We start from the raw sequence: 19030 nt of genomic DNA, 5'->3' as shown, positions 1-19030 counted from the left end.
AGGAGACGGGCGATGGAAAATTCCAGTTTGAGTGTTCAGGCCTTGGCAGACATGGGCCTGGAACTGGCTGACTACGACAGGCTCATCGGCGAGTTCTACGACGGTGCGCTGGATCACAAGTTGATGGCCAAGACCCTGCGCCATGTCCGCAGCGTTTATCAGGCCAACTATGTCACCTTGATCCTGCGGGTGCCTGAACAGCCGGACCTGGGCCTGATGATCGTCGTCGGCGACATCGAAGGCGACGGTGAGGTGAGTTACTGGGCCTACCCGCAAGCGGTCACGCCGTTCAACAATCCACCGATGGACCGGGTGTTCACCGTAGACGACCTGATGACCGAGTCCGAGTGGGCCAATTCGGTCTACTTCAAGACATATGGCACCCTCCACGACACTTACCACATCATGGGTGCCGATATTTCTACGCCTGATGGCGGCAAACTGCGCTTTCGCATTACCCGGCCGAAAGCTGCGCCAAAATTCACGTCTTCCGAGCGCACGCTGTGCGAAATGTTGTTGCCGCATTTGCGCCGTGCAATGCACGTGCACAACCTGCTCGACCGCAGCGAATCGATCAGTGAGTTGTACTCCCAGGCCATCAGCCGCTTGTCAGTGGCGACCATCGTCCTCGATCAGAATGGCAGCGTGCTGCGCCTGAATTCCGTGGCCAGCGAACTGCTGAGCCACGCCGATGGCCTCAAGCTGGTCGGCGGCCGTCTTGAGGCCACTTACCCCACCGATAACCGTGAATTGCAGCGCCTGGTGCGCAACGCCTTTGCCCGCGACGTTAACAGTGAGGCGGTCAGCACGGCGGCGGAAGCGATGTCGGTGTCCAGGCCTTCGGGACAGATCAACCTGGGCGTCGTCGTCGAAGCCATTCCGACCCAGGACTGGGCCGAGGGCAAGAGCAAACCGGTGGTGGTGGTGTATATCCGCGACGCGGTCGGTCGCTCCATGGCCAGCGAAACGGTGACCAAGCAACTGTTCAACCTGACGCGGGCCGAAACCGCCCTGGCGATGGAGCTGGCGAACGGTCTGTCGCTCGAAGAAGCCGCCGAAGTGTTGAATGTGCGCCGTAACACTGCCCGGGCGCATTTGCGCTCGATCTTCTCGAAGACCGGCGTGCGCCGCCAGACGGAGTTGGTGCGCATCATCCTCAACAGCGTGGTTGCGCTGGGAAAGCCAAAGTTGGCCATGCTGGCCACCGATAAGCTGGAAACGCCAGTATTGAAGCTGGCGCAACCGGAGCGCAACCGCGCCTGAGTGTGGTTTCTGTCCCCCAACGCCCTGGTCTTGCTTGCAAGGCCGGGGCGTTTTAGTCCGTGCGGACGATGTTGTCGGGTTCAGGCGGCACCAATACTAGCCAGCACCTTTATTGAACGAGGAAGACGTTATGCCAGTTACAGCGGTCAGCGGTTCTGCATCCGGTATTGGCGCGGCAGTCTGCCAGGCGCTACGCGCCGCAGGGCACCGCATCATCGGTATCGATCGGGCGAACGCCGAGGTTATTGCCGACCTGTCCAGCGCAGACGGACGCCAGGCAGCCATTCGTGCGGTGCTTGAGCAAAGCGCAGGGGTGCTCGACGGACTGGTCTGCTGCGCCGGAGTGGGCTCCAGCGCGATGTCCGACACCATTGTGTCGGTCAACTACTTTGGCGTCACCGAGCTGCTCGACGGTCTGGCCGATGCCTTGGCCAAGGGCGACAAACCGGCTGCCGTGGTGATCGGTTCGATTGCCGCCACCCATGCCAAGCCGGATCAGCAGCCGATGGTTGCAGCCATGCTTGCCGGCAACCAAGCCCTCGCGCTGGAACACGCCAACGCCTTGGCGCTGTCCCACGTGGCCTATGCCAGCTCCAAATACGCAGTGACCTGTAACGCCCGCAGCAAAGCGGTTAGCTGGGCCAAACAGGGCATTCGCCTGAATGTGGTGGCGCCGGGAGCGGTGGAAACGCCATTGCATCAAGCGTCCCTGGACGACCCGCGTTTCGCCAAGGCCGTTCGCGAATTCGTCGCACCGTTGGGGCGCCCCGGTCATCCTGAGGAAATCGCTCAGGTGGTGGCATTCCTGCAATCCGCGCAGGCCAGTTTCGTCCATGGCAGCGTGATGTTTGTCGATGGCGGGATGGATGCCATGGTTCGCCCCGCACATTTCTAACCTTCGCTCCAGTGAGAACAACCATGACCCAGGTGGCTTTTGTGACCGGCGCCAGCCGTGGCATCGGCCGGGAGACGGCGCTGGCCTTCGCCCGTGCCGGTTTCGATGTGGCAATCAGTGCACGCACGCTGGAGGAGGGCGAGCACACCGCCCATCGACTGTGCGATGCCCAGGGTGCGCCTTTGTCGGGCAGCCTCAACAGCACCGCCGCCGCCATCCGCGCACTGGGGCGCGAAGTGTTGGTGGTGCCCATGGACCTGCTCGACAGTGCCTCGGTCGTGGCGGCGGGTCAGGCCGTACTGGCAGCGTTCGGGCGCATCGATGTGCTGGTCAATAACGCCATCTACCAGGGCAACGATTTGAACGCCGCGTTCATGACGCTGCAGCCGCAGACCATGGAGCGGGTGTTCAAAGGCTATGTGCTGGCGCCGTTGTTGCTGACCCAGACTGTGCTGGCGTCCATGCTCGAACAGGGCGAGGGCGTGGTGATCAACGTCACCTCCGGCGCCGGCGAAGGCGACCCACCGGTTGCTGCCGCTGACGGTGGCTGGGGGTATGCCTATGGGGCGGGCAAGGCGGCGGTGTCGAGGGTGTCCGGGGTGCTTGCCGCCGAGCTGGGCGGCCAGGGGATTCGCGCCTTTACGCTCAATCCCGGAGTGGTCACCACCGACGCATTGAAAGCCACGATTGGCGAAAACGGCTTGTTGGCCATGCGCATCGGTACCGCGCCGCCTCATGTGCCGGCCGAGGTCATGGTGTGGTTAGCCACTGCCGAGCAAGCAGTGGACTTTCAGCGTCGTACGATTGCCGCCCAACCTTTCGCCCTGGAACACGGCATCGTCGCTGACTGGCGCTGACCCCTTGGCGCAGAAGCACTCGTGTAGTGCTCATCTAGTCCATGCGGAGGATGAGCACCGGCGTCTGCTCGGTGAAGATTACCGGGCAAGTTACCGGGGATTTCCACACGAGGAACAATAACAATGACCAAGCTCGCAGCAATCAATGTCGAAACTGCTCTGGCCCCTCGCTTTGGTCGAGGCTGGCACTGCCTGGGTGAAGCGGCCGACTACCGTGATGGCCAACTGCACACCCTGGATATTTTCGGCACACGCTTGCTCGCGTTTGCCACGTCCAGCGGTCAGATCAGCGTCATTGATGCGCATTGCCCGCACATGGGCGCCGACCTGTCGCGAGGCACACTGGAAAACGATCGGGTGGTCTGCCCCTTTCACCACTGGCAATACGACGCGAGCGGCAAGTGCGTCGAGATTCCGTACTGCAAGCGCATCCCGCCGAAAGCCAAGACCCGCAGCTGGCTGACCTGTGAAGAGAACAAGCTGCTGTTCGTCTGGAACAACCCGGAAGGCAAGGCCCCGGCAGACGACGTTGTGATCCCGCATCTGCCGGAGCAGGACAGCGACGAATGGCTGCACGACTGGCACATGGACAAGCTGATTATCGAGACCAACCCACGGGAACTGGTCGATAACCTGGCGGACGCCCAGCACTTCGGGCCGGTTCATGGCACGCCGACCAAATACTTCGCCAACGTCTTCGAAGGTCATATTGCCCAGCAGATTTTCCATGGTGACTCGGAGCGGCTGGGCGGCGACCTGGTGGCCGAATCGGCGTACTACGGCCCCGCGACCCATTTCACCCGCATGCGCGCCGTGTTCGAGGGCATGGAAATCCACTCGATCCTGCTCAACTGCCACGTACCGATCAGCGCCAACCGTTTCGAGCTGCGCTTTGGTTGCATGGTGAAAAAGATCGACGGCTGGAGCGAGGAGCAGAGCAGGGCGCTGGCGCAGGATTATGTGCTGCGCAATCGCGAGTCGTTCTATCAGGACGTGGACATCTGGGCGCACAAGATTCGGGTCAACAACCCGGTCCTGGCGGAAGGTGACGGCCCGGTCTACCAGCTGCGCGAGTGGTACGAGCAGTTCTTCATGGACGAAGCCAGCGTGCCTGCCTCCATGGCCGAGCGTCGCGAAATCATCACCGTCGGCCAGCGCTGATAACCCCCTTGATAACGCCGCCGGGCAGGAACGCACAATGAACATGAGTGGCCGTAAAACACTGGCGATCATCCTGGCTGCCAGCTTCGCCTCGACGATTGGCGGTTTGCCGTTCAATACCTTGCCGATCCTGCTCGGCGCAATGGTCGACAGCCTGGGGTTCAGTGTTCAACAGGTCGGGTTGCTGGGGGCGGTGTGTTTTGCCGGCTACCTGCTCGGCACGCTGGTGGCCGTGGTGCTGATCGACCGCTTGAACTGGCGCTGGCTGACGCTGGGGTGTGCGGCGGGGGCTGCGGCGGCGTACGGTATGTCGTCCTGGCTTCCTGCCACGGCGCAGTTGCCGTTGTGGGCCGTGATTGGCTTTTTTGCCGCGCTGATGACCTGCCTGGGCATGCGCATCATGGGCGAAATGGCCAACAAGGAACGCGCCTTGGGTATTCGTCTGGGCATCGAACTGGGGGTGGTCGCCGCGGTGCTGTTCGCCCTGCCATCACTGGTGATTGCCTATTTCCATTACGCCGGTGCGGCCTTGTCGCTGGCCGCGATCATTATGTTGCTGAGCGTCAGCGCACTGGTGCTGCCCAAGCGTCAGGATTTCATGGGTGAAAAAGCGCAGGTGAGTGGAGGATCGGTGCTCTCTCGCTTTCAGTTGCCGCCTGCAGCGTATGCCGCATTAGGGTTTTTCTTCCTGTTCGGTACCGGGCAGATCGGTCTCTGGGCGTTTCTCGAGCGCCTGGGCCATGGCCTGGCGCTGCAACCGACAGAGCTGGGCATCGTATTCGCAGTGTTGAAGTTACTCGGCGGTGCTGCAGCGCTTGCCCTGGCGGTGGTGGGAGATCGCCTGGGTGTACGCGTGCCGCATGTCGTCGTGCTGGCAGTACTGGGTACAGGCCTGTTGTTGCTGGGCAACGCCGAGGGCTTCCTGACGTATGCGGCCGGCGCCTGGATCTGGGAAGTGGGATTCACCTGGGGTTGCGTCTACCAGACAGCGGCCATTGCCCGTCTGGACAGCAGCGGTCGCTCGATCATGCTGATACCCGGGGCGTTTGCTCTGAGCTCCATGGCGGGACCGGCCCTGGCCGGACAACTGGTCGGCCAGGGGTTCAACACGTTGTTGTGGGTGGCGGCCGGCTGCGCCGTGATCCCGGTACTGGCCTTCACCGGCCTGCTGGCGCGACGTTTGAAAGGGCACCTTGCACTGACGCCCCTTTAATAACCGAACCGACAGTCAAAGCTAAATGCCAGCAAGCTGTTATTTCTGCTCTTTCGATATGTTGTCTGTGCGGGCACAATGCGCATCCTTTTTTGGCTAACCTTGCCGGATGCCTCGAAATGATCAAAACGCCGTACTACCTCATCGACAAGCAGAAGCTTCTGGTCAACATGCAGAAGATCGCCTACGTGCGCGAACAGTCCGGGGCCAAGGCCCTGCTGGCACTCAAGTGCTTCGCCACCTGGTCGGTGTTCGACCTGATGCAGCAATACATGGACGGCACCACGTCGTCGTCGCTCTACGAGCTCAAGCTCGGTCGCCAGAAGTTCGAAGGTGAAGCGCACGCCTACAGCGTGGCCTGGGCAGACGATGAGATCGAGGAGATGCTCGATAACTGCGACAAGATCATCTTCAACTCCATCAGCCAGCTGCAACGCTTTGCCGAGCGCTCCGAAGGCAAGACCCGCGGCCTGCGCGTCAACCCGCAAGTGAGCAGCTCCGATTACCTGCTGGCCGACCCGGCGCGTCCGTTCAGCCGTCTGGGCGAATGGGACCCGGTGAAGATCGAAGGCGTCATCGACCAGATCTCCGGTTTCATGTTCCACAACAACTGCGAAAACGGCGACTTCAGCCTGTTCGACCAAATGCTCTGCACCATCGAAGAACGTTTCGGCGAGCTGCTGCACAAGGTCAGCTGGGTCAGTCTGGGCGGCGGCATTCACTTCACGGGTGAAGGCTACGCCCTGGACGCGTTCTGTGCGCGGCTCAAGGCGTTCTCGCAAAAGTACGGTGTGCAGGTCTACCTGGAACCGGGCGAAGCGGCGATCACCAACAGCGCCTCGCTGGAAGTCACCGTGCTCGACACCCTTTACAACGGCAAGCACCTGGCGGTGGTGGACAGCTCCATCGAAGCGCATCTGCTTGACCTGCTGATCTATCGCCTCAACGCCAAGCTGGCGCCGAGCGAGGGTGATCACACCTACATGGTATGCGGCAAGTCGTGCCTGGCCGGGGACATCTTCGGCGAATACCAATTTGATCGTCCGCTGACCATCGGCGATCGACTGTCGTTCATCGACACGGCAGGCTACACCATGGTCAAGAAAAACTGGTTCAACGGCCTGAAAATGCCGTCCATCGTAGTGAAACAACTCGACGGTACAGTCGAAGTGGTTCGTGAATTTGGTTACGAAGACTACCTGTCCAGCCTTTCGTAAAGCGGACAGATAAGGAGTGATAAAGCAATTGAAAAAGAACGTTCTTATCATTGGTGCAGGAGGTGTCGCCAAGGTGGTGGCCCACAAGTGCGCGCAGCACAACGACGAACTCGGTCGTATCGCTATCGCGTCGCGCAACATCTCCAAATGCCAGGCCATCATCGACAGCATCAAGGCCAAGGGTAGCCTCAAAGTTCCCGCCGACATCAAGGCCTTCTCGCTGAACGCTCTGGATGTCGAAGCGACCAAGGCACTGATCCGCGAGACCCAATCGCAGATCGTGATCAACGTCGGCTCCGCGTTCCTCAACATGTCGGTGCTGCGTGCCTGCATCGATACCGGCGTGGCCTACCTGGACACCGCCATCCACGAAGAACCGGGCAAAGTCTGTGAAACACCGCCCTGGTACGGCAACTACGAGTGGAATCACCTCGAAGAATGCAAAGAGAAGAACATCACCGCGATCCTCGGTGTGGGCTTCGATCCGGGTGTGGTCAACGCTTATGCCGCACTGGCACAGCAAACGTATTTCGACCGCATTGATTCGATCGATATTCTCGACGTCAATGCCGGTTCACATGGCAAATATTTCGCCACCAATTTTGACCCGGAAATCAATTTCCGTGAGTTCACCGGACAAGTGTGGAGCTGGCAGAACAGCCAGTGGACCAGCAACACGATGTTCGAAGTCAAACGCACCGACGATCTGCCTGTCGTCGGAGAGCAGAACCTGTACCTGACAGGTCACGATGAAGTGCACTCCCTGTCGAAAAACCTCGACGTGCCGAACGTGCGTTTCTGGATGAGCTTCGGCGAGCACTACATCAACGTGTTCACTGTGCTGAAAAACCTTGGCCTGCTCTCCGAGCAACCGGTCAAGACCGCTGAAGGCCTGGAAGTGGTGCCGCTCAAACTGGTCAAGGCCGTACTGCCTGATCCGGGTTCGCTGGCGCCTGGCTACACCGGCAAGACCTGCATTGGCGACCTGGTAAAGGGCACCAAGGACGGCAAGCCGCGCGAGGTGTTCATCTACAACGTGGCCGATCACGAGGAAGCCTACGCAGAAACCGACAGCCAGGGCATTTCCTACACCGCTGGCGTGCCACCTGTCGCCGCAGCGCTGCTGGTCGCCCGTGGCGAGTGGGATGTGCAGCGCATGGTCAACGTTGAAGAGTTGCCGGCTGAGCCGTTCCTCAAGGCCCTGGATGTCATGGGCCTGCCGACGCGCATCAAGGACGAAAATGGAGATCGTCCCTGGAACTGAAACGCCTGAGGCTCCCGACATACCGGTGAGCCTCGTTCAGTGCTCCGTTCGTCGATAAAAAAACGCCGCTCAATTGAGCGGCGTTTTTATTTGTCTGGTCTCGTGCTGATTAACCTGAGGCTCTCGAATTTGGTGGTGCAAAGTCAGAGCGCGTAGCCCAGAACTTGCCCTGACTGGGATTCCTGCGACGCAACCATCAGATGCAATGGCATGCATTCGACTTCCATGCACACGATTTCAAACCCGCCCACTACCTGCACCTCTCGCTCCCCCAAAGTGGCTGCTTCATCGGCCAATGCCTTAGCCATTCTCGCGTGGTTCGCTGCGATTTCATTGAGAGTTGACACGTTCCGTCTCCCGGTGACTGACCTAGCCTAGCGCTGGCGTCCTTGATTGTTGATTTGAATGCCGTCGCGTCAGAATTCCGTTGTTCTGGGCCAGCTATCTGCGTCCTTTGCAATCCTTGAGCCAGTCATGGTCAGAAAAGTGGCGCAGCCTCCAACGACCCGATGATCGGCATGTTCAAGCCGATAACCGAAGCTTAGGTCAACTTTGCAAACTCATCTTTAAAAACGTTTCACCCCCGTCATAGAAGAAAGCTTTTTGTACGCCTTAATATGACTTTATATCGGCGTCAATTTTTATTGCTAGTTCATGTAACCAAAAGCGATTGTCTTTAGCACAATTCATTTACTCCAACTTTCAGAACCTCAGCCATAAATAACAAAGTGCCATCACGCTCTTAGGCAAGGACTACGACAACCCTAAAAAAACAATTATTTTGACGACAAAAAACAGTCATATCCTCCCTATTAAGTCGGTGATTAATCATGATCAAGATCATGGCCTGCTTTCTAATAGGAGCTGTACTCGCAGGATGCAACGGCATGGTAAAACCCGATTTTTCGGGGGCTGCCAACGATTCCTACTTCACGATTTTCTCAGGCTTTCCTCTTCCGTATATGTACATGGCGTCGGCCGTGCAATGGAATGAGGATTACGCCGTCACAACCCGGCATACGCCGCTGATTCCCAACGTGCAATACAGCTGCAGTACCGGCTGTGACCTCGTCTTCATTCGCCACAAAGCCAACGGCCGCTACCCTTCGTGGCGCGCACCGCGGGTGGGCGAGGACATTACGGCCGTTGGGTCGAGCCCGTACATGGCCACCGCTACCGGCAAGGGCAAGGTGTACCAGGCGCCTTTTCTCAATACCGATGAACACAGTGGCGACCTCTATGCCATCCACGATGCTCCGCTGGTCAAGGGGATGTCCGGTGGCCCCGTAATTGCCAACGATGGCAGCGTCGTCGGTATTAATATGGGGTTCTATTCCACGACGTTAAACGATGTCAGCGCGCATCCCGGTGTAAAAGGCGCGCAGCGGATCAGTGTTTTTATTCCCTATTCGATTATTCAACGTGAATGGCAATTGTTACAGGCTAAACTTGATAGTCCGCAGGGGACGAAGTTTGCCGCCAAGTAATCATGCAGGACTGTTGACCTGTGTGGCGAGGGCGTGAATGCCTTCGCCACCGTTACAGTGCCGCCTTCATAAGTCTTTCTTAAACTCTTTATCGAGATGTTTGTCGTCCTTGTGACGTTCTTTATCGAGGTGCGTGTCCTCTTTGTCGATGACGTCTTCGTCATGCTTCACACCGTTATCGATCTCGTCGGCATCGTGATCGACACCTTTGTCAATTTCCCGATGGTCGTGACGGACACCTTTTTCGAGGAGGTCTTCGGCGTGGGCAACCCCCACAGGGGTGAGGAGGCCTGCGACGAGCAGTGGCGCAATGAGCAGCGCTTTAAGCGTCTTCATGTCGTTCTCCGTTGCGGGTGCCAGTGATTGAGCGGTTGGATAAATCTAATATTCCTTAAAGGCATAAATAGATAATTATATATTCCTTTTAATGTTGGTTCGGTCGGTGCACTTTGGGGGCCTGCACATCCGTGCGAATAACCACGACATCAGCCAGGAAGCTTAAATATGACCATCAAAGCGATCAACGTCCGCAACCAGTTCAAGGGCGTCATCAAGGAAATCGTCGAAGGCGAAGTGGTTTCCGAAATCGACGTGCAAACCGCCTCCGGCATCGTCACCTCTGTGATCACCACGCGCTCGGTGCGTGACCTGGAGTTGAAGGTCGGCAGCGAAGTGATTGCCTTCGTCAAATCCACCGAGGTGTCGATTGCCAAGTTGTGATCAGCCTCGCTTTATCGGTATCTGATGATGGTGCCTTTGAGCTTGTGACCCTCGATGGTTTCGAAATCCGTTGCTGCGGGGTTGATTGTTGACGTTAGCAGGCGGCCGGGGAGTTTCCAGAAAAGGGCTGTGAGGGGGGATCGGTTTTGTGTGGGTCTACAGATCCGTTTCTGCGGTCACGCCATACCCCTTGTAAGAGCAAAGCTTGCTCGCGATGGCGGCTTGATAGCCGATCATTACTCGCGGATGTACCCGGATCAAATTGTAGGAGTGAGCCTGCTCGCGATGGCGGTCTGATCGGCAACGGATTTTTTGCTGGTGTACATATCCATTCCTGCGGTCACGGCTGCTATTGGTTTCGCTCTTACAGCGAGTCACTTTGAAAAGCGCAAAGTAACCAAACGCTCTTGCCCCTTTCGTCCGGTGCCTCGCCTGGGCTCGGCATACCCTCGCTCCGGTCCTGCTCCGTGGGCCCGCCGCGATCGGCCATCCATGGCCGTGCGCGGCTAACCCGGCATCCATGCCGGGTTGCCCACTGCGCAGAACCTGCGCTCGGCCTTCCGAGGGGGCAAGAAGATCAAAATCAAAAGCAGATCAAAAGCAAACGCGAGGCGGTCTGACAGCCGACCTGACTTTCGAAGCGCACACGGTCACCTGTGGGAGCTGAGCTTGCTCGCGATGGCGGCCCTCATAGCCGATCGATATCTTCCTGATGCACCCGAGTCAAACTGTGGGAGTGAGCCTGCTCGCGATGGCTGCCTGATCGGCGGTGAGATTCTTGCTGGTGTATATATCCGTTCCTGCGGGTACGGCTGCTATGGGTTTTAAGATCGCAACCTCGTTTCACTCTACAGCTCCTGCATAGCGAAGTTTTCCCAATGACATTGCGTCATCGTTAACGTCCATCGCGAGCAAGCTCTGCTCCCACAGGGAAACGCGCAGACTTCAAGCGTCAGGTCGGCTGTCAGGCCGCCTCGCTTTGCTTTTGATTTTGATCTCAGGCGCCCCGTTAAACCACGCTGGCCGAACGCAGGTATTGCGCAGCGGGTAAACCGGCAAGGATGCCGGTTTAGCCGCGCTGGGCCAGGGATGGCCCATCGCGGCGGCCCGCGGAGCAATGCCGGAGTGAGGGCACACCGAGCCTAGGCGAGGTGCCAAGTGGTGGGGCAAGAGCGTTTGGGTTACTTTTGCGCTTTTTAAAAGTGACTCGCCGTAAGGGCGAAACCCATAGAAGCCGTGACCGCAGGAATGGATATATACACCGGCAAGAATCACACCGCCAATCAGACCGCCATCGCCGGCAAGCCAGCTCCCACAGTTTGATCCAGCTGCATCAGGAAAATACTCATCGGCTATCAGACCGCCATCGCGAGCAAGCCTTGCTCCTACAGTGAACGCCTCTATCACTCATCCTTCTCGCAATTCACCATCCACGCCACACCAAACCGATCGTTCAACATGCCAAACCGCGCCGCCCAGAACGTCTTTTCAAGAGGCATCTGCACGCTGCCATCCTCTTTCAGCGCATTAAAGACCCGCTCCGCCTCGGCAATGCTGTCGACATTCAGCGAGATCGAACACCCGGCCATGTCATCGGTGGGCCGATCCGGTGTCGTATCAGAGCCCATGATCGCCTGATCACCCACCAGCAGCCGGGTGTGCATGATCAGGTTATGCAGATCCGCCGGAACATGTTCGCGGGCGGGGCTTTCACCGAAGGTCATCATCATTTCGATCTGACCTTGCAGCGCCTGGGCGTAAAAAGTGAAGGCGGCTTTGCAGTCGCCGTTGAAGATCAGATAGGGATTGATTTTCATGTTTCAGCTCCCGGTCATTGAAGGGGTCACACCGGTTTTGACGACAGGTTCGTCAGCCAATTGCGATGGACATCGACCCGGGTAGCAAAGCCCTAAATCGCAGCGAGTGCTGAGGTTTTTTTAGATGTTTTTTCTATGGAAGAGGCCAGGCTTATTGCTTCGTTCGAACGTCGCGGTGCCAGCAAGCGTTCGATGGCGCCACTGACCAGGTTCTCGAGCATTTCATCGCGCTCGAATTCCTCCAATGGAGAGTGCGTCAACCAGGTCGGCGCGCTGTTGAGTATCGACGCAATGGCATGACCGGCGGCCACCAGACCCTCGGCGCTGAAGCGTGATCGAACACCGAGCATCTTCAGCAATTTACGCTCGTACTGTTCGCGCAATTGCCGAACCCGCGCTTGCTGTTCGTCATTCAGGCAGCCGCTGTCGCGCTCTGCCAGACGGAAGTGCCAGGGCATTTCCTGATGCAGATTCAGGTGGGCGCGAATGAGGCCATGGAGCCGATCACGTTTGGCCGGCGCCTTCTGTTCGATGCGTCCCAGGGTCGCCAGCAGCTCTTCGTAAAACTCCTCGATCAGGTCGAGGAGCAAGTGCTGCTTGCTGGGGAAATGGTGATACAGCGAGCCTGGCGCGAGCCCCAGGCAAGTCGCGAGCTCGCGCATGCCGACCTGACCGAAACCCTTGCAGGCAAACAGCTCCAGCACCTTGTCCCGGTATTCGGCGAAGCGCGAGCAACGCTCAGGCATAGGCATGGAAGCCACGCCCCGTTTTGCGTCCCAGGTAGCCGGCGGCGACCATTTCCTTGAGCAGTGGAGCAGGGCGGTATTTGCTGTCGTTGAATCCGTCGTAAAACGCTTCGAGAATGGCCAGCACGGTGTCCAGGCCAATCAGGTCTGCCAGTGCCAACGGACCAATGGGCTGGTTGCAGCCCAGGCGCATGCCGGCGTCGATGTCGTCGACGCTGGCCAGGCCTTCCTGGAACACCAGAATCGCTTCGTTGATCATGGGCACCAGAATCCGGTTCACCACGAAGCCCGGACGGTTGCCGGCGGTGATCGCGGTTTTGCCAAGCGTGGTGGCCATGTCCAGCGCCAGGGCGTGGGTCGCGTCGCTGGTTTGCAGGCCCCGAATCACTTCGATCAGCCCCATCACCGGCACCGGGTTGAAGAAGTGCAGGCCGATGAAACGCTCAGGATGGTTGACGTTGGCGGCCAGTTGAGTGATGGACAGCGAGGATGTGTTGGAGGCGATCACGCATTCGGTACTGACCTGTGCGGCAATCTGTTGCAGCACGCGCAGTTTCAGGTCGAGGTTTTCGGTGGCCGCTTCGATGACCAGTTGCACGTCCTGCAAGCGGCTGTAATCGGTGCTGGTGCCGATGCGCTCGAGGATGGCGAGTTTTTGCGCTTCAGTCAGGGTGTCCTTGGCGATCTGGCGATCAAGGTTCTTGCCGACCGTTGCGAGCGCTTTTTGCAGGGCGCTCTCGGAGATGTCGAGCAAGGTGACGTTGAAACCGGCCTGGGCGCAGACCTGGGCGATGCCGTTACCCATGGTGCCTGCGCCGATCACGCCAATGTTTTGCAGATTCATGTTCCAGTCCTTGCGATCAAACCGTGCGATACCTTGGCCGCCGTGGCAGCCGAAAGCGTACTATTGGCCGCGAGTCTAGAGCTGGCAGGGCCGTTGTCCTATGCCAAAACTGTTCAACGGCACTGGCGTTTTTTGCCATGCGGACACTGGGGAGTGAAACGTTCACATGCGGGAAAAGGACTCGGTCGCCGTCTACTTTGTGCAGGCCATGATTCATGCGCTGGGCGCGCATCCACAGCGTCTGGAAGCGGTGCTGCAGGAGGCTGGCATCGACCCGGCACTGATCAGGCAGCCCACGGCACGCGTGCCGGCGAGTGCCTTTGCGGCGCTGTGGCTGATTCAGATCCGCGAGCTCGATGATGAGTTCTTCGGGCTCGACTCCCATGGCATGCCACCGGGCGCCTTCGCGCTGATCTGCCGGGCGCTGATTCAGGAGCCCGACCTGCATAAAGCCATGCGCCAATGCCTGGCCAACTTCTCCCTGTTCCTGCGGGACTTTCGCGGCACGCTGGCGGTGCGTGGCAAACGCGCGGTCATCAGCCTGGAATCACAGGCCAGAAGCGACGACGTCAGCCGTTTTGGCGAAGAGACGTTTCTGGTGCTGATGATCAGCCTGCTGTGCTGGCTGGGCGGGCGCCGCATCCCCATCGATCGCGCCGATTTTCGTCATGAACGCCTGCCCTTGAGCGACGACCGTCTGCTCTGGGGGCCGAACCTGACCTTCGGCGCCGAACGCACCGAGATCGAATTCGCCAGTCATTACCTGCGCCTGCCGGTGGTCCAGGACCTGGCGTCGCTGAAAGTATTCCTGCGCACGGCACCGCAATGGCTGGTGATCCGATTCCGCAATCAGCATGGCCTGGCGTCACAGGTGCATCAGCGCTTGCGCAACAGTCGCTACAGCGAGTGGCCGACCCTGCAAGCCTTCGCCCTGGAACAGCACCTGAGCCCCAGCACCTTCCGGCGAAAACTCGAGCGAGAAGGCTGTTCGTATCAGGAGATCAAGGACGAAGTGCGGCGCGGCGTGGCGTTTGAGCAGCTGCGCCAGAGCAACGCGAGCATCGGCGATATTGCCGAGCGCCTGGGGTTTCAGGAACCGAGCGCGTTTCATCGGGCGTTCAAGAAATGGACGGGGGAGAGTCCGGGGAAGTATCGGGCGCGGTTTCAGGATGGAATTAGCGAAACGTCTGACAGACGCGACTGATTGAGCGCGACCCCGGTGATTTCATCCGTTTCGGGCTGTACAGTCTCGGGCCTTAGTCTCTGTTCAACGCCGTTGTGACAAGGACGCTGACCCCAAGGAACTGGAGTTCGTCGACGTGACCGATATTGAAAACATTCCCCCGTTAACCGCATCCCCGATACCGAATCGCTTCAGCCAGATCAGCCAATGGCTGTTGTGGCTCAATGAACGCGCCTGGCCATTGACCGTGGGCATTCTGCTGACGGCGGGCGTTTACCTGTATCAATACGTTCAGGAAGAAAAGATCCCGCTGAGCATCACGTCCTCCGCCGTCATCACGGCACTGCCGGTCATGGCCGCGATACTGGTGTTCATCATTTCGATTCTGGGGGCGTTCTTCCTGTTGCCGATCTTCGTCCTGTTCCATCGTTTGAATGATTCCGGCAGGCGCTTGAGCGACGAATTCACCTTGGGCCAAGCCTCCCCGGAGCAGCAGACGCGGCATCGGCGCATGTTAGGGCGCTGGGCGGCGAGCCTGTTTATCCTCGGGTTCTTTTGTGCCTCGTTGAGTGCTATCGGCTCCCAAGTCTCGGGCACCTGGTACTGGGGGCTCGCGGCGGCAACGGGCACGCTGCTGACCATGGTCGCTTATTACTGGCTGTTGACGCGGGGTGTCGAGGGCCCGATGTCGATGGATTTCCGGTTTGCCTGCCTCATGTCCGCCTTTGTGCAGATGGGCGTGATTCTCAACATTACGATCATCGCAATCGACATCGCTGGCCGCTACGTCAGCAATTTGTGGTGGCTGGTGCCGCTGATGCTGGCGGAGTTGCTGGTGATCTGGATCATCCAGCTGCTGGGTGCGTTGTTCGTGAAGAAAATGCACGGCCATGAGAACCCGGTTGCGCTGGTGGCGTGTGCAGTCATGGTGCTGGTGATCTTCCTGGGTTTGTACCCGCCTTCGGGCGCGAAACTGGGCGGCTTCGCCTTTCAGGTGTCCGCATCCGGCGCCCGTAACTGCACGATCCTGAATTTCGGCCCCGAGAGCAAAGGACTCGAGTCGATCACGGATCCCGACAGACCCGGTTTCACTCGTCCACTGCGCGTTATCGCTGAAGCAGACGGTACTTATTACGTGAGGTTGTGGAAGACCGACTCCAAAGCCGTGCAGTTTGTACCTCGAGCCAGTCTGGTGGGCGTTGACGTCTGTCCAGTCGCTAAACCCAAGGTCGCCGCCGCTGCAACACCCGCCCCGAACGCTGGCTGAAGTACCATGGCGTCTTGACGCCATCACCACGCCGGGTCCAGTGCCGTATGCCAGTTGCTCTTAACCGCTTCACCACCTTGCTGGATCAGGCTCGACGCGCCTTGCTGCTGGTCTGGGGCACCTCGCGTGCACTGTTTCTCGGCCTGGTGCTGGCCACGCTGGTGGCCGGTGTTCTGCCGGCGCTGGCGGCGTGGTTGGGCCAGCGCATCGTCGATGCCGTGGTGTTCGCCATGCAACTGCATGCCCAGCAGGGCAGTGCGCCATTGTGGCCGGTGGTGCGTTACGTGTTGTTCGAGGCCGGTGTGTTGGCGTTGCTGTCCGGAACTCAGCGGGCATTGTCCGTTCAGCAATCGCTGTTGCGGGTGCAGTTGGGGCAGAAGGTCAACACGATGATTCTGGAGAAGGCCCAGACCCTGTCGCTCGTGCAATTCGAGAATTCCGAGTTCTACGACAAACTGGTCCGGGTGCGGCGCGAGGCGTCGACCCGACCGTTGGCATTGGTGATGAAGTCCCTGGGGTTGATCCAGAACCTGATCGTACTGATCAGCTTCGGCGTGTTGCTGGTGCATTTTTCGCCATGGGCGCTGGTGTTGCTGGTGGTCGGAGCGTTGCCGGTGTTCTTCGCCGAAGCGCATTTTTCCGGCGATGCCTTTCGCTTGTTTACCCGCCGTGCGCCGGAAAGCCGGCAGCAGAATTACATCGAGACGCTGCTCTCCCACGAGGCCTACATCAAAGAGGTCAAGCTGTTCGGCATTGCGCCCCTGTTGTTGCAGCGCTACCGCGATACCTTCACGCGTCTGTATGCCGAAGACCGCCGGCTGACCTTGCGCCGGGATGGTTGGGGTTTTGTCCTCGGATTACTCGGCACGGGGGCGTTTTACCTGGCCTACGCCTGGGTCGTGGTCGACACCGTCCATGGCAACATCACCCTCGGTCAGATGACCATGTACCTGGTGCTGTTCAAGCAGGGGCAAACGGCGGTGAGCAGCAGCCTGAGCGCTATTAGTGGGCTGTACGAGGACGGTCTGTATCTGTCGAGCCTGTATGAATACCTGGCCGAGCCGGTGATCGTCGACACCGGGCACTTGACCGTGGGCGCAGTGCCGGGCGATGGCTTGCGTTTCGAGAACGTCGGTTTCCGTTATCCGGGGGCGAGTCGCGCGGCCCTTGAAGGCATCGATTTGCACTTGGTGCCTGGCCACAGCGTCGCGCTGGTCGGGGAAAACGGTTCAGGCAAGACCACGCTGATCAAGTTGCTGACTCGCCTGTATCGCCCCGATCAAGGCCGTATTCTGCTGGACGGCAGCGACCTGAATACGTGGCAGGAAGAAGCGTTGCGGCGGCGCATCGGCGTGATTTTCCAGGACTACATTCGTTATCAATTCACCGTCGGTGAAAATATCGGGGTTGGCGATACGCAGGCGTTCAGCGATGAAACCCGTTGGCACGAAGCTGCCACTGAAGGCATGGCGGCGCCCTTTATCAAGGGGCTGGACCGAGGCTATGCCACGCAGCTGGGACGGTGGTTTGCCGGGGGGCAGGAACTGTCGGGCGGGCAGTGGCAGAAAGTCGCCTTGTCCCGTGCCTACATGCGCCGCGACGCCGACATCCTGATTCTCGACGAACCGACTTCGGCCCTGGATCCGGCGGCGGAAGCGGCGGTGTTCGAGCATTTCAGCCAGCACACCGAGGGGCGCATGACGTTGCTGATTTCCCACCGTTTTTCCAGCGTGCGCAATGCCGACCACATCCTGGTGCTGGACCAGGGCACGATTTTGGAGCGCGGTGATCACGACAGTTTGGTCGCCACCGGAGGGCGCTATGCGCAGCTGTTTCACTTGCAGGCGCAGGGCTATCGATAACCCTCAGGAATCGTGACCGCCGTGAGCGGTCGTTGGCCCGGCGACCTGCGGCGGCCTGGCTTTCATCAAGCCGTCGAGGGCTTGCCGGTACTGCGCACCACCCAGGCTCATGCTGTTGTTGTGCGTACCACCGGGCACCAGTAGCAGGCGCTTGGGCTCGTTGGCGGCGTTGAAGAGTTGCTGACTGAAGCGCGATGGCATGAACTGATCGGCCAGGCCATGGACCACCAGCAAGGGCATGTCGATGTCGACGATCTTGTCGATGGAGTCGAACTTCTGTGACAGCAGCCAGCGCACCGGCAGCCATTTCACCGGCAGATTATTGTCGGCCACCTGCGCCACTGCATCACCCAGCGAAGTGAAGGTGGACTCGATCACCAGGCCGCGGACGGGGACCGGGCCGTGGTCTTTTTTTGCCTGGGCTGCCAGGTCTGCAGCGAGGTCTATGGCCACTGCGCCTCCGAGGGAATGGCCATAGATCAGGCGCTTGTTGGCATCCGGCTGCATGGCCGTGAAACGCTCCCAGGCCGCTCGTGCATCCTCGTAGACACTGGCTTCAGACGGCAAATCCCCCTTGCTTTGACCGAAGCCGCGGTAGTCGATGGCCAGCACCGAATAACCCATGGCACGCAGTTGCTCAATGCGAAACGCCTGGCCGGTCAGGTTCCAGCGTACGCCGTGCAGATACAGGATCGACGGCGCATCGCGACGCGCGGCCGGCCACCACCAGGCGTGCAGGCTCTGACCTGCCTTGAAGCTGGCGGGTTTGATGTCGAACTCCTGAACGTCTTGCGGCAAACCGCGATACCAGCGGGCGGTGCCAGGCTCGATGCGAAACAGCAATTCGCGCTCTTTGTGCTCAAGCACCCCGCAACTCGCCGGCAGGCCGACAATCAGCATGGCCATGCACGACAGCGACAGCCAGCGTCGGCGCAGAAGAGCGAGGAGGGAAGAGGTCATGTGTATCAGTCACCGGCAAGCCATCTGAAGTTCGGTTTTTAACAGAAGCGCGGCGCAGACGGGGAAATTATCGACAGACCGTGGCACCCACCCTGTAGCAGCTGCCGAGGTACGAGGCAGCGTTGCGTGTCCGCAGGACCGCCCTCGGGGGGCCGCTGCGCAGCCCGACGCAGCCTCGTGCCTCGGCAGCTGCTACAAAGAGCGCGATCACGTCGTTTGTAAAAAGTGGGCTCATGACGGCGATTGAAGGTATCTCCCGATTCTGAATCCTGTT

At 59.3% G+C, this 19030-nt stretch carries 18 protein-coding genes; 12 read left to right on the top strand and 6 right to left on the bottom strand.

Annotation, left to right across the window (positions count from 1 at the left end):
- Nucleotides 1–12 precede the first annotated feature (12 nt).
- The 7 genes from H7698_RS00090 (at nucleotide 13) to H7698_RS00060 (ending at nucleotide 7870) form a co-directional block, all read left to right on the top strand.
- Nucleotides 13–1263, top strand: a complete 1251-nt coding sequence (locus H7698_RS00090; RefSeq protein ID WP_194690270.1) for a helix-turn-helix transcriptional regulator — start codon at nucleotides 13–15, stop codon at nucleotides 1261–1263.
- Nucleotides 1264–1393: 130 nt separating this feature from the next.
- Nucleotides 1394–2158, top strand: coding sequence for an SDR family oxidoreductase (locus H7698_RS00085; protein WP_194690269.1), 765 nt, complete (start codon nucleotides 1394–1396; stop codon nucleotides 2156–2158).
- Between the two features lie 23 nt (nucleotides 2159–2181).
- Complete coding sequence (locus H7698_RS00080) at nucleotides 2182–3015, top strand: SDR family NAD(P)-dependent oxidoreductase (protein WP_194690268.1); 834 nt, start codon at nucleotides 2182–2184, stop codon at nucleotides 3013–3015.
- 123 nt (nucleotides 3016–3138) lie between these two features.
- On the top strand, nucleotides 3139–4176 hold the full coding sequence (locus tag H7698_RS00075) for a Rieske 2Fe-2S domain-containing protein (RefSeq protein ID WP_194690267.1): 1038 nt from the start codon (nucleotides 3139–3141) through the stop codon (nucleotides 4174–4176).
- 37 nt (nucleotides 4177–4213) lie between these two features.
- On the top strand, nucleotides 4214–5389 hold the full coding sequence (locus H7698_RS00070) for an MFS transporter (RefSeq protein WP_194690266.1): 1176 nt from the start codon (nucleotides 4214–4216) through the stop codon (nucleotides 5387–5389).
- 119 nt (nucleotides 5390–5508) lie between these two features.
- Nucleotides 5509–6606, top strand: coding sequence for a carboxynorspermidine decarboxylase (locus H7698_RS00065; RefSeq protein WP_162441094.1), 1098 nt, complete (start codon nucleotides 5509–5511; stop codon nucleotides 6604–6606).
- A gap of 28 nt (nucleotides 6607–6634) precedes the next feature.
- On the top strand, nucleotides 6635–7870 hold the full coding sequence (locus H7698_RS00060) for a saccharopine dehydrogenase family protein (RefSeq protein ID WP_194690265.1): 1236 nt from the start codon (nucleotides 6635–6637) through the stop codon (nucleotides 7868–7870).
- Between the two features lie 143 nt (nucleotides 7871–8013).
- Here H7698_RS00060 and H7698_RS00055 read toward each other — a convergent pair whose 3' ends face one another.
- Nucleotides 8014–8217, bottom strand: a complete 204-nt coding sequence (locus H7698_RS00055) for a hypothetical protein (protein WP_162441096.1) — start codon at nucleotides 8215–8217, stop codon at nucleotides 8014–8016.
- Nucleotides 8218–8757: 540 nt separating this feature from the next.
- On the opposite strand from H7698_RS00055, the gene H7698_RS00050 reads away from it, so the two are divergent.
- Nucleotides 8758–9357 carry a trypsin-like peptidase domain-containing protein gene (locus H7698_RS00050; protein WP_162441098.1) on the top strand — a complete coding sequence of 200 codons (600 nt, stop codon included), beginning with the start codon at nucleotides 8758–8760 and terminating at the stop codon, nucleotides 9355–9357.
- Between the two features lie 66 nt (nucleotides 9358–9423).
- Here the strand turns inward: H7698_RS00050 and H7698_RS00045 are convergent, their stop codons facing one another.
- Entirely contained in the window at nucleotides 9424–9693 is a 270-nt protein-coding gene (locus H7698_RS00045; RefSeq protein WP_162441097.1) for a hypothetical protein, read from the bottom strand.
- A gap of 168 nt (nucleotides 9694–9861) precedes the next feature.
- Between H7698_RS00045 and H7698_RS00040 the strand changes: the two genes are divergently transcribed.
- Nucleotides 9862–10077: a TOBE domain-containing protein gene (locus H7698_RS00040; RefSeq protein ID WP_038983759.1), complete on the top strand. Its 216-nt coding sequence runs from the start codon at nucleotides 9862–9864 to the stop codon at nucleotides 10075–10077.
- 1403 nt (nucleotides 10078–11480) lie between these two features.
- Here the strand turns inward: H7698_RS00040 and H7698_RS00035 are convergent.
- From H7698_RS00035 to H7698_RS00025, 3 genes are all read right to left on the bottom strand, one after another.
- The gene (locus H7698_RS00035) at nucleotides 11481–11894 is read right to left on the bottom strand and encodes a VOC family protein (protein ID WP_162441104.1); all 414 of its coding nucleotides are present in this window, start codon (nucleotides 11892–11894) and stop codon (nucleotides 11481–11483) included.
- A gap of 92 nt (nucleotides 11895–11986) precedes the next feature.
- The gene (locus tag H7698_RS00030; protein WP_194690264.1) at nucleotides 11987–12646 is read right to left on the bottom strand and encodes a TetR/AcrR family transcriptional regulator; all 660 of its coding nucleotides are present in this window, start codon (nucleotides 12644–12646) and stop codon (nucleotides 11987–11989) included.
- Nucleotides 12633–13484 (bottom strand): 3-hydroxybutyryl-CoA dehydrogenase, encoded by an 852-nt coding sequence (locus H7698_RS00025; protein ID WP_194690263.1) that lies wholly within the window; start codon nucleotides 13482–13484, stop codon nucleotides 12633–12635. The genes H7698_RS00030 and H7698_RS00025 overlap by 14 nt, the downstream gene beginning before the upstream one ends.
- A gap of 166 nt (nucleotides 13485–13650) precedes the next feature.
- Between H7698_RS00025 and H7698_RS00020 the strand changes: the two genes are divergently transcribed.
- The 3 genes from H7698_RS00020 (at nucleotide 13651) to H7698_RS00010 (ending at nucleotide 17796) form a co-directional block, all read left to right on the top strand.
- A complete protein-coding gene (locus tag H7698_RS00020; RefSeq protein WP_194690262.1) occupies nucleotides 13651–14688 on the top strand; it encodes an AraC family transcriptional regulator in 1038 nt (345 codons plus the stop codon).
- A 115-nt stretch (nucleotides 14689–14803) separates the two neighbouring features.
- A complete protein-coding gene (locus H7698_RS00015; protein WP_194690261.1) occupies nucleotides 14804–15934 on the top strand; it encodes a hypothetical protein in 1131 nt (376 codons plus the stop codon).
- A 47-nt stretch (nucleotides 15935–15981) separates the two neighbouring features.
- The gene (locus H7698_RS00010) at nucleotides 15982–17796 is read left to right on the top strand and encodes an ABC transporter ATP-binding protein (RefSeq protein ID WP_194690260.1); all 1815 of its coding nucleotides are present in this window, start codon (nucleotides 15982–15984) and stop codon (nucleotides 17794–17796) included.
- Between the two features lie 3 nt (nucleotides 17797–17799).
- On the opposite strand, the gene H7698_RS00005 is transcribed toward H7698_RS00010, so the two are convergent.
- The gene (locus H7698_RS00005; RefSeq protein ID WP_194690259.1) at nucleotides 17800–18756 is read right to left on the bottom strand and encodes an alpha/beta hydrolase; all 957 of its coding nucleotides are present in this window, start codon (nucleotides 18754–18756) and stop codon (nucleotides 17800–17802) included.
- Between the last annotated feature and the right edge of the window lie 274 nt (nucleotides 18757–19030).

It is taken from the genome of Pseudomonas sp. p50(2008), from assembly GCF_015351605.1.
Classification (GTDB): domain Bacteria; phylum Pseudomonadota; class Gammaproteobacteria; order Pseudomonadales; family Pseudomonadaceae; genus Aquipseudomonas.
The sequence above is the reverse complement of the archived record's forward strand: the minus strand, read 5'-3'. Positions and strand labels throughout refer to the sequence as shown.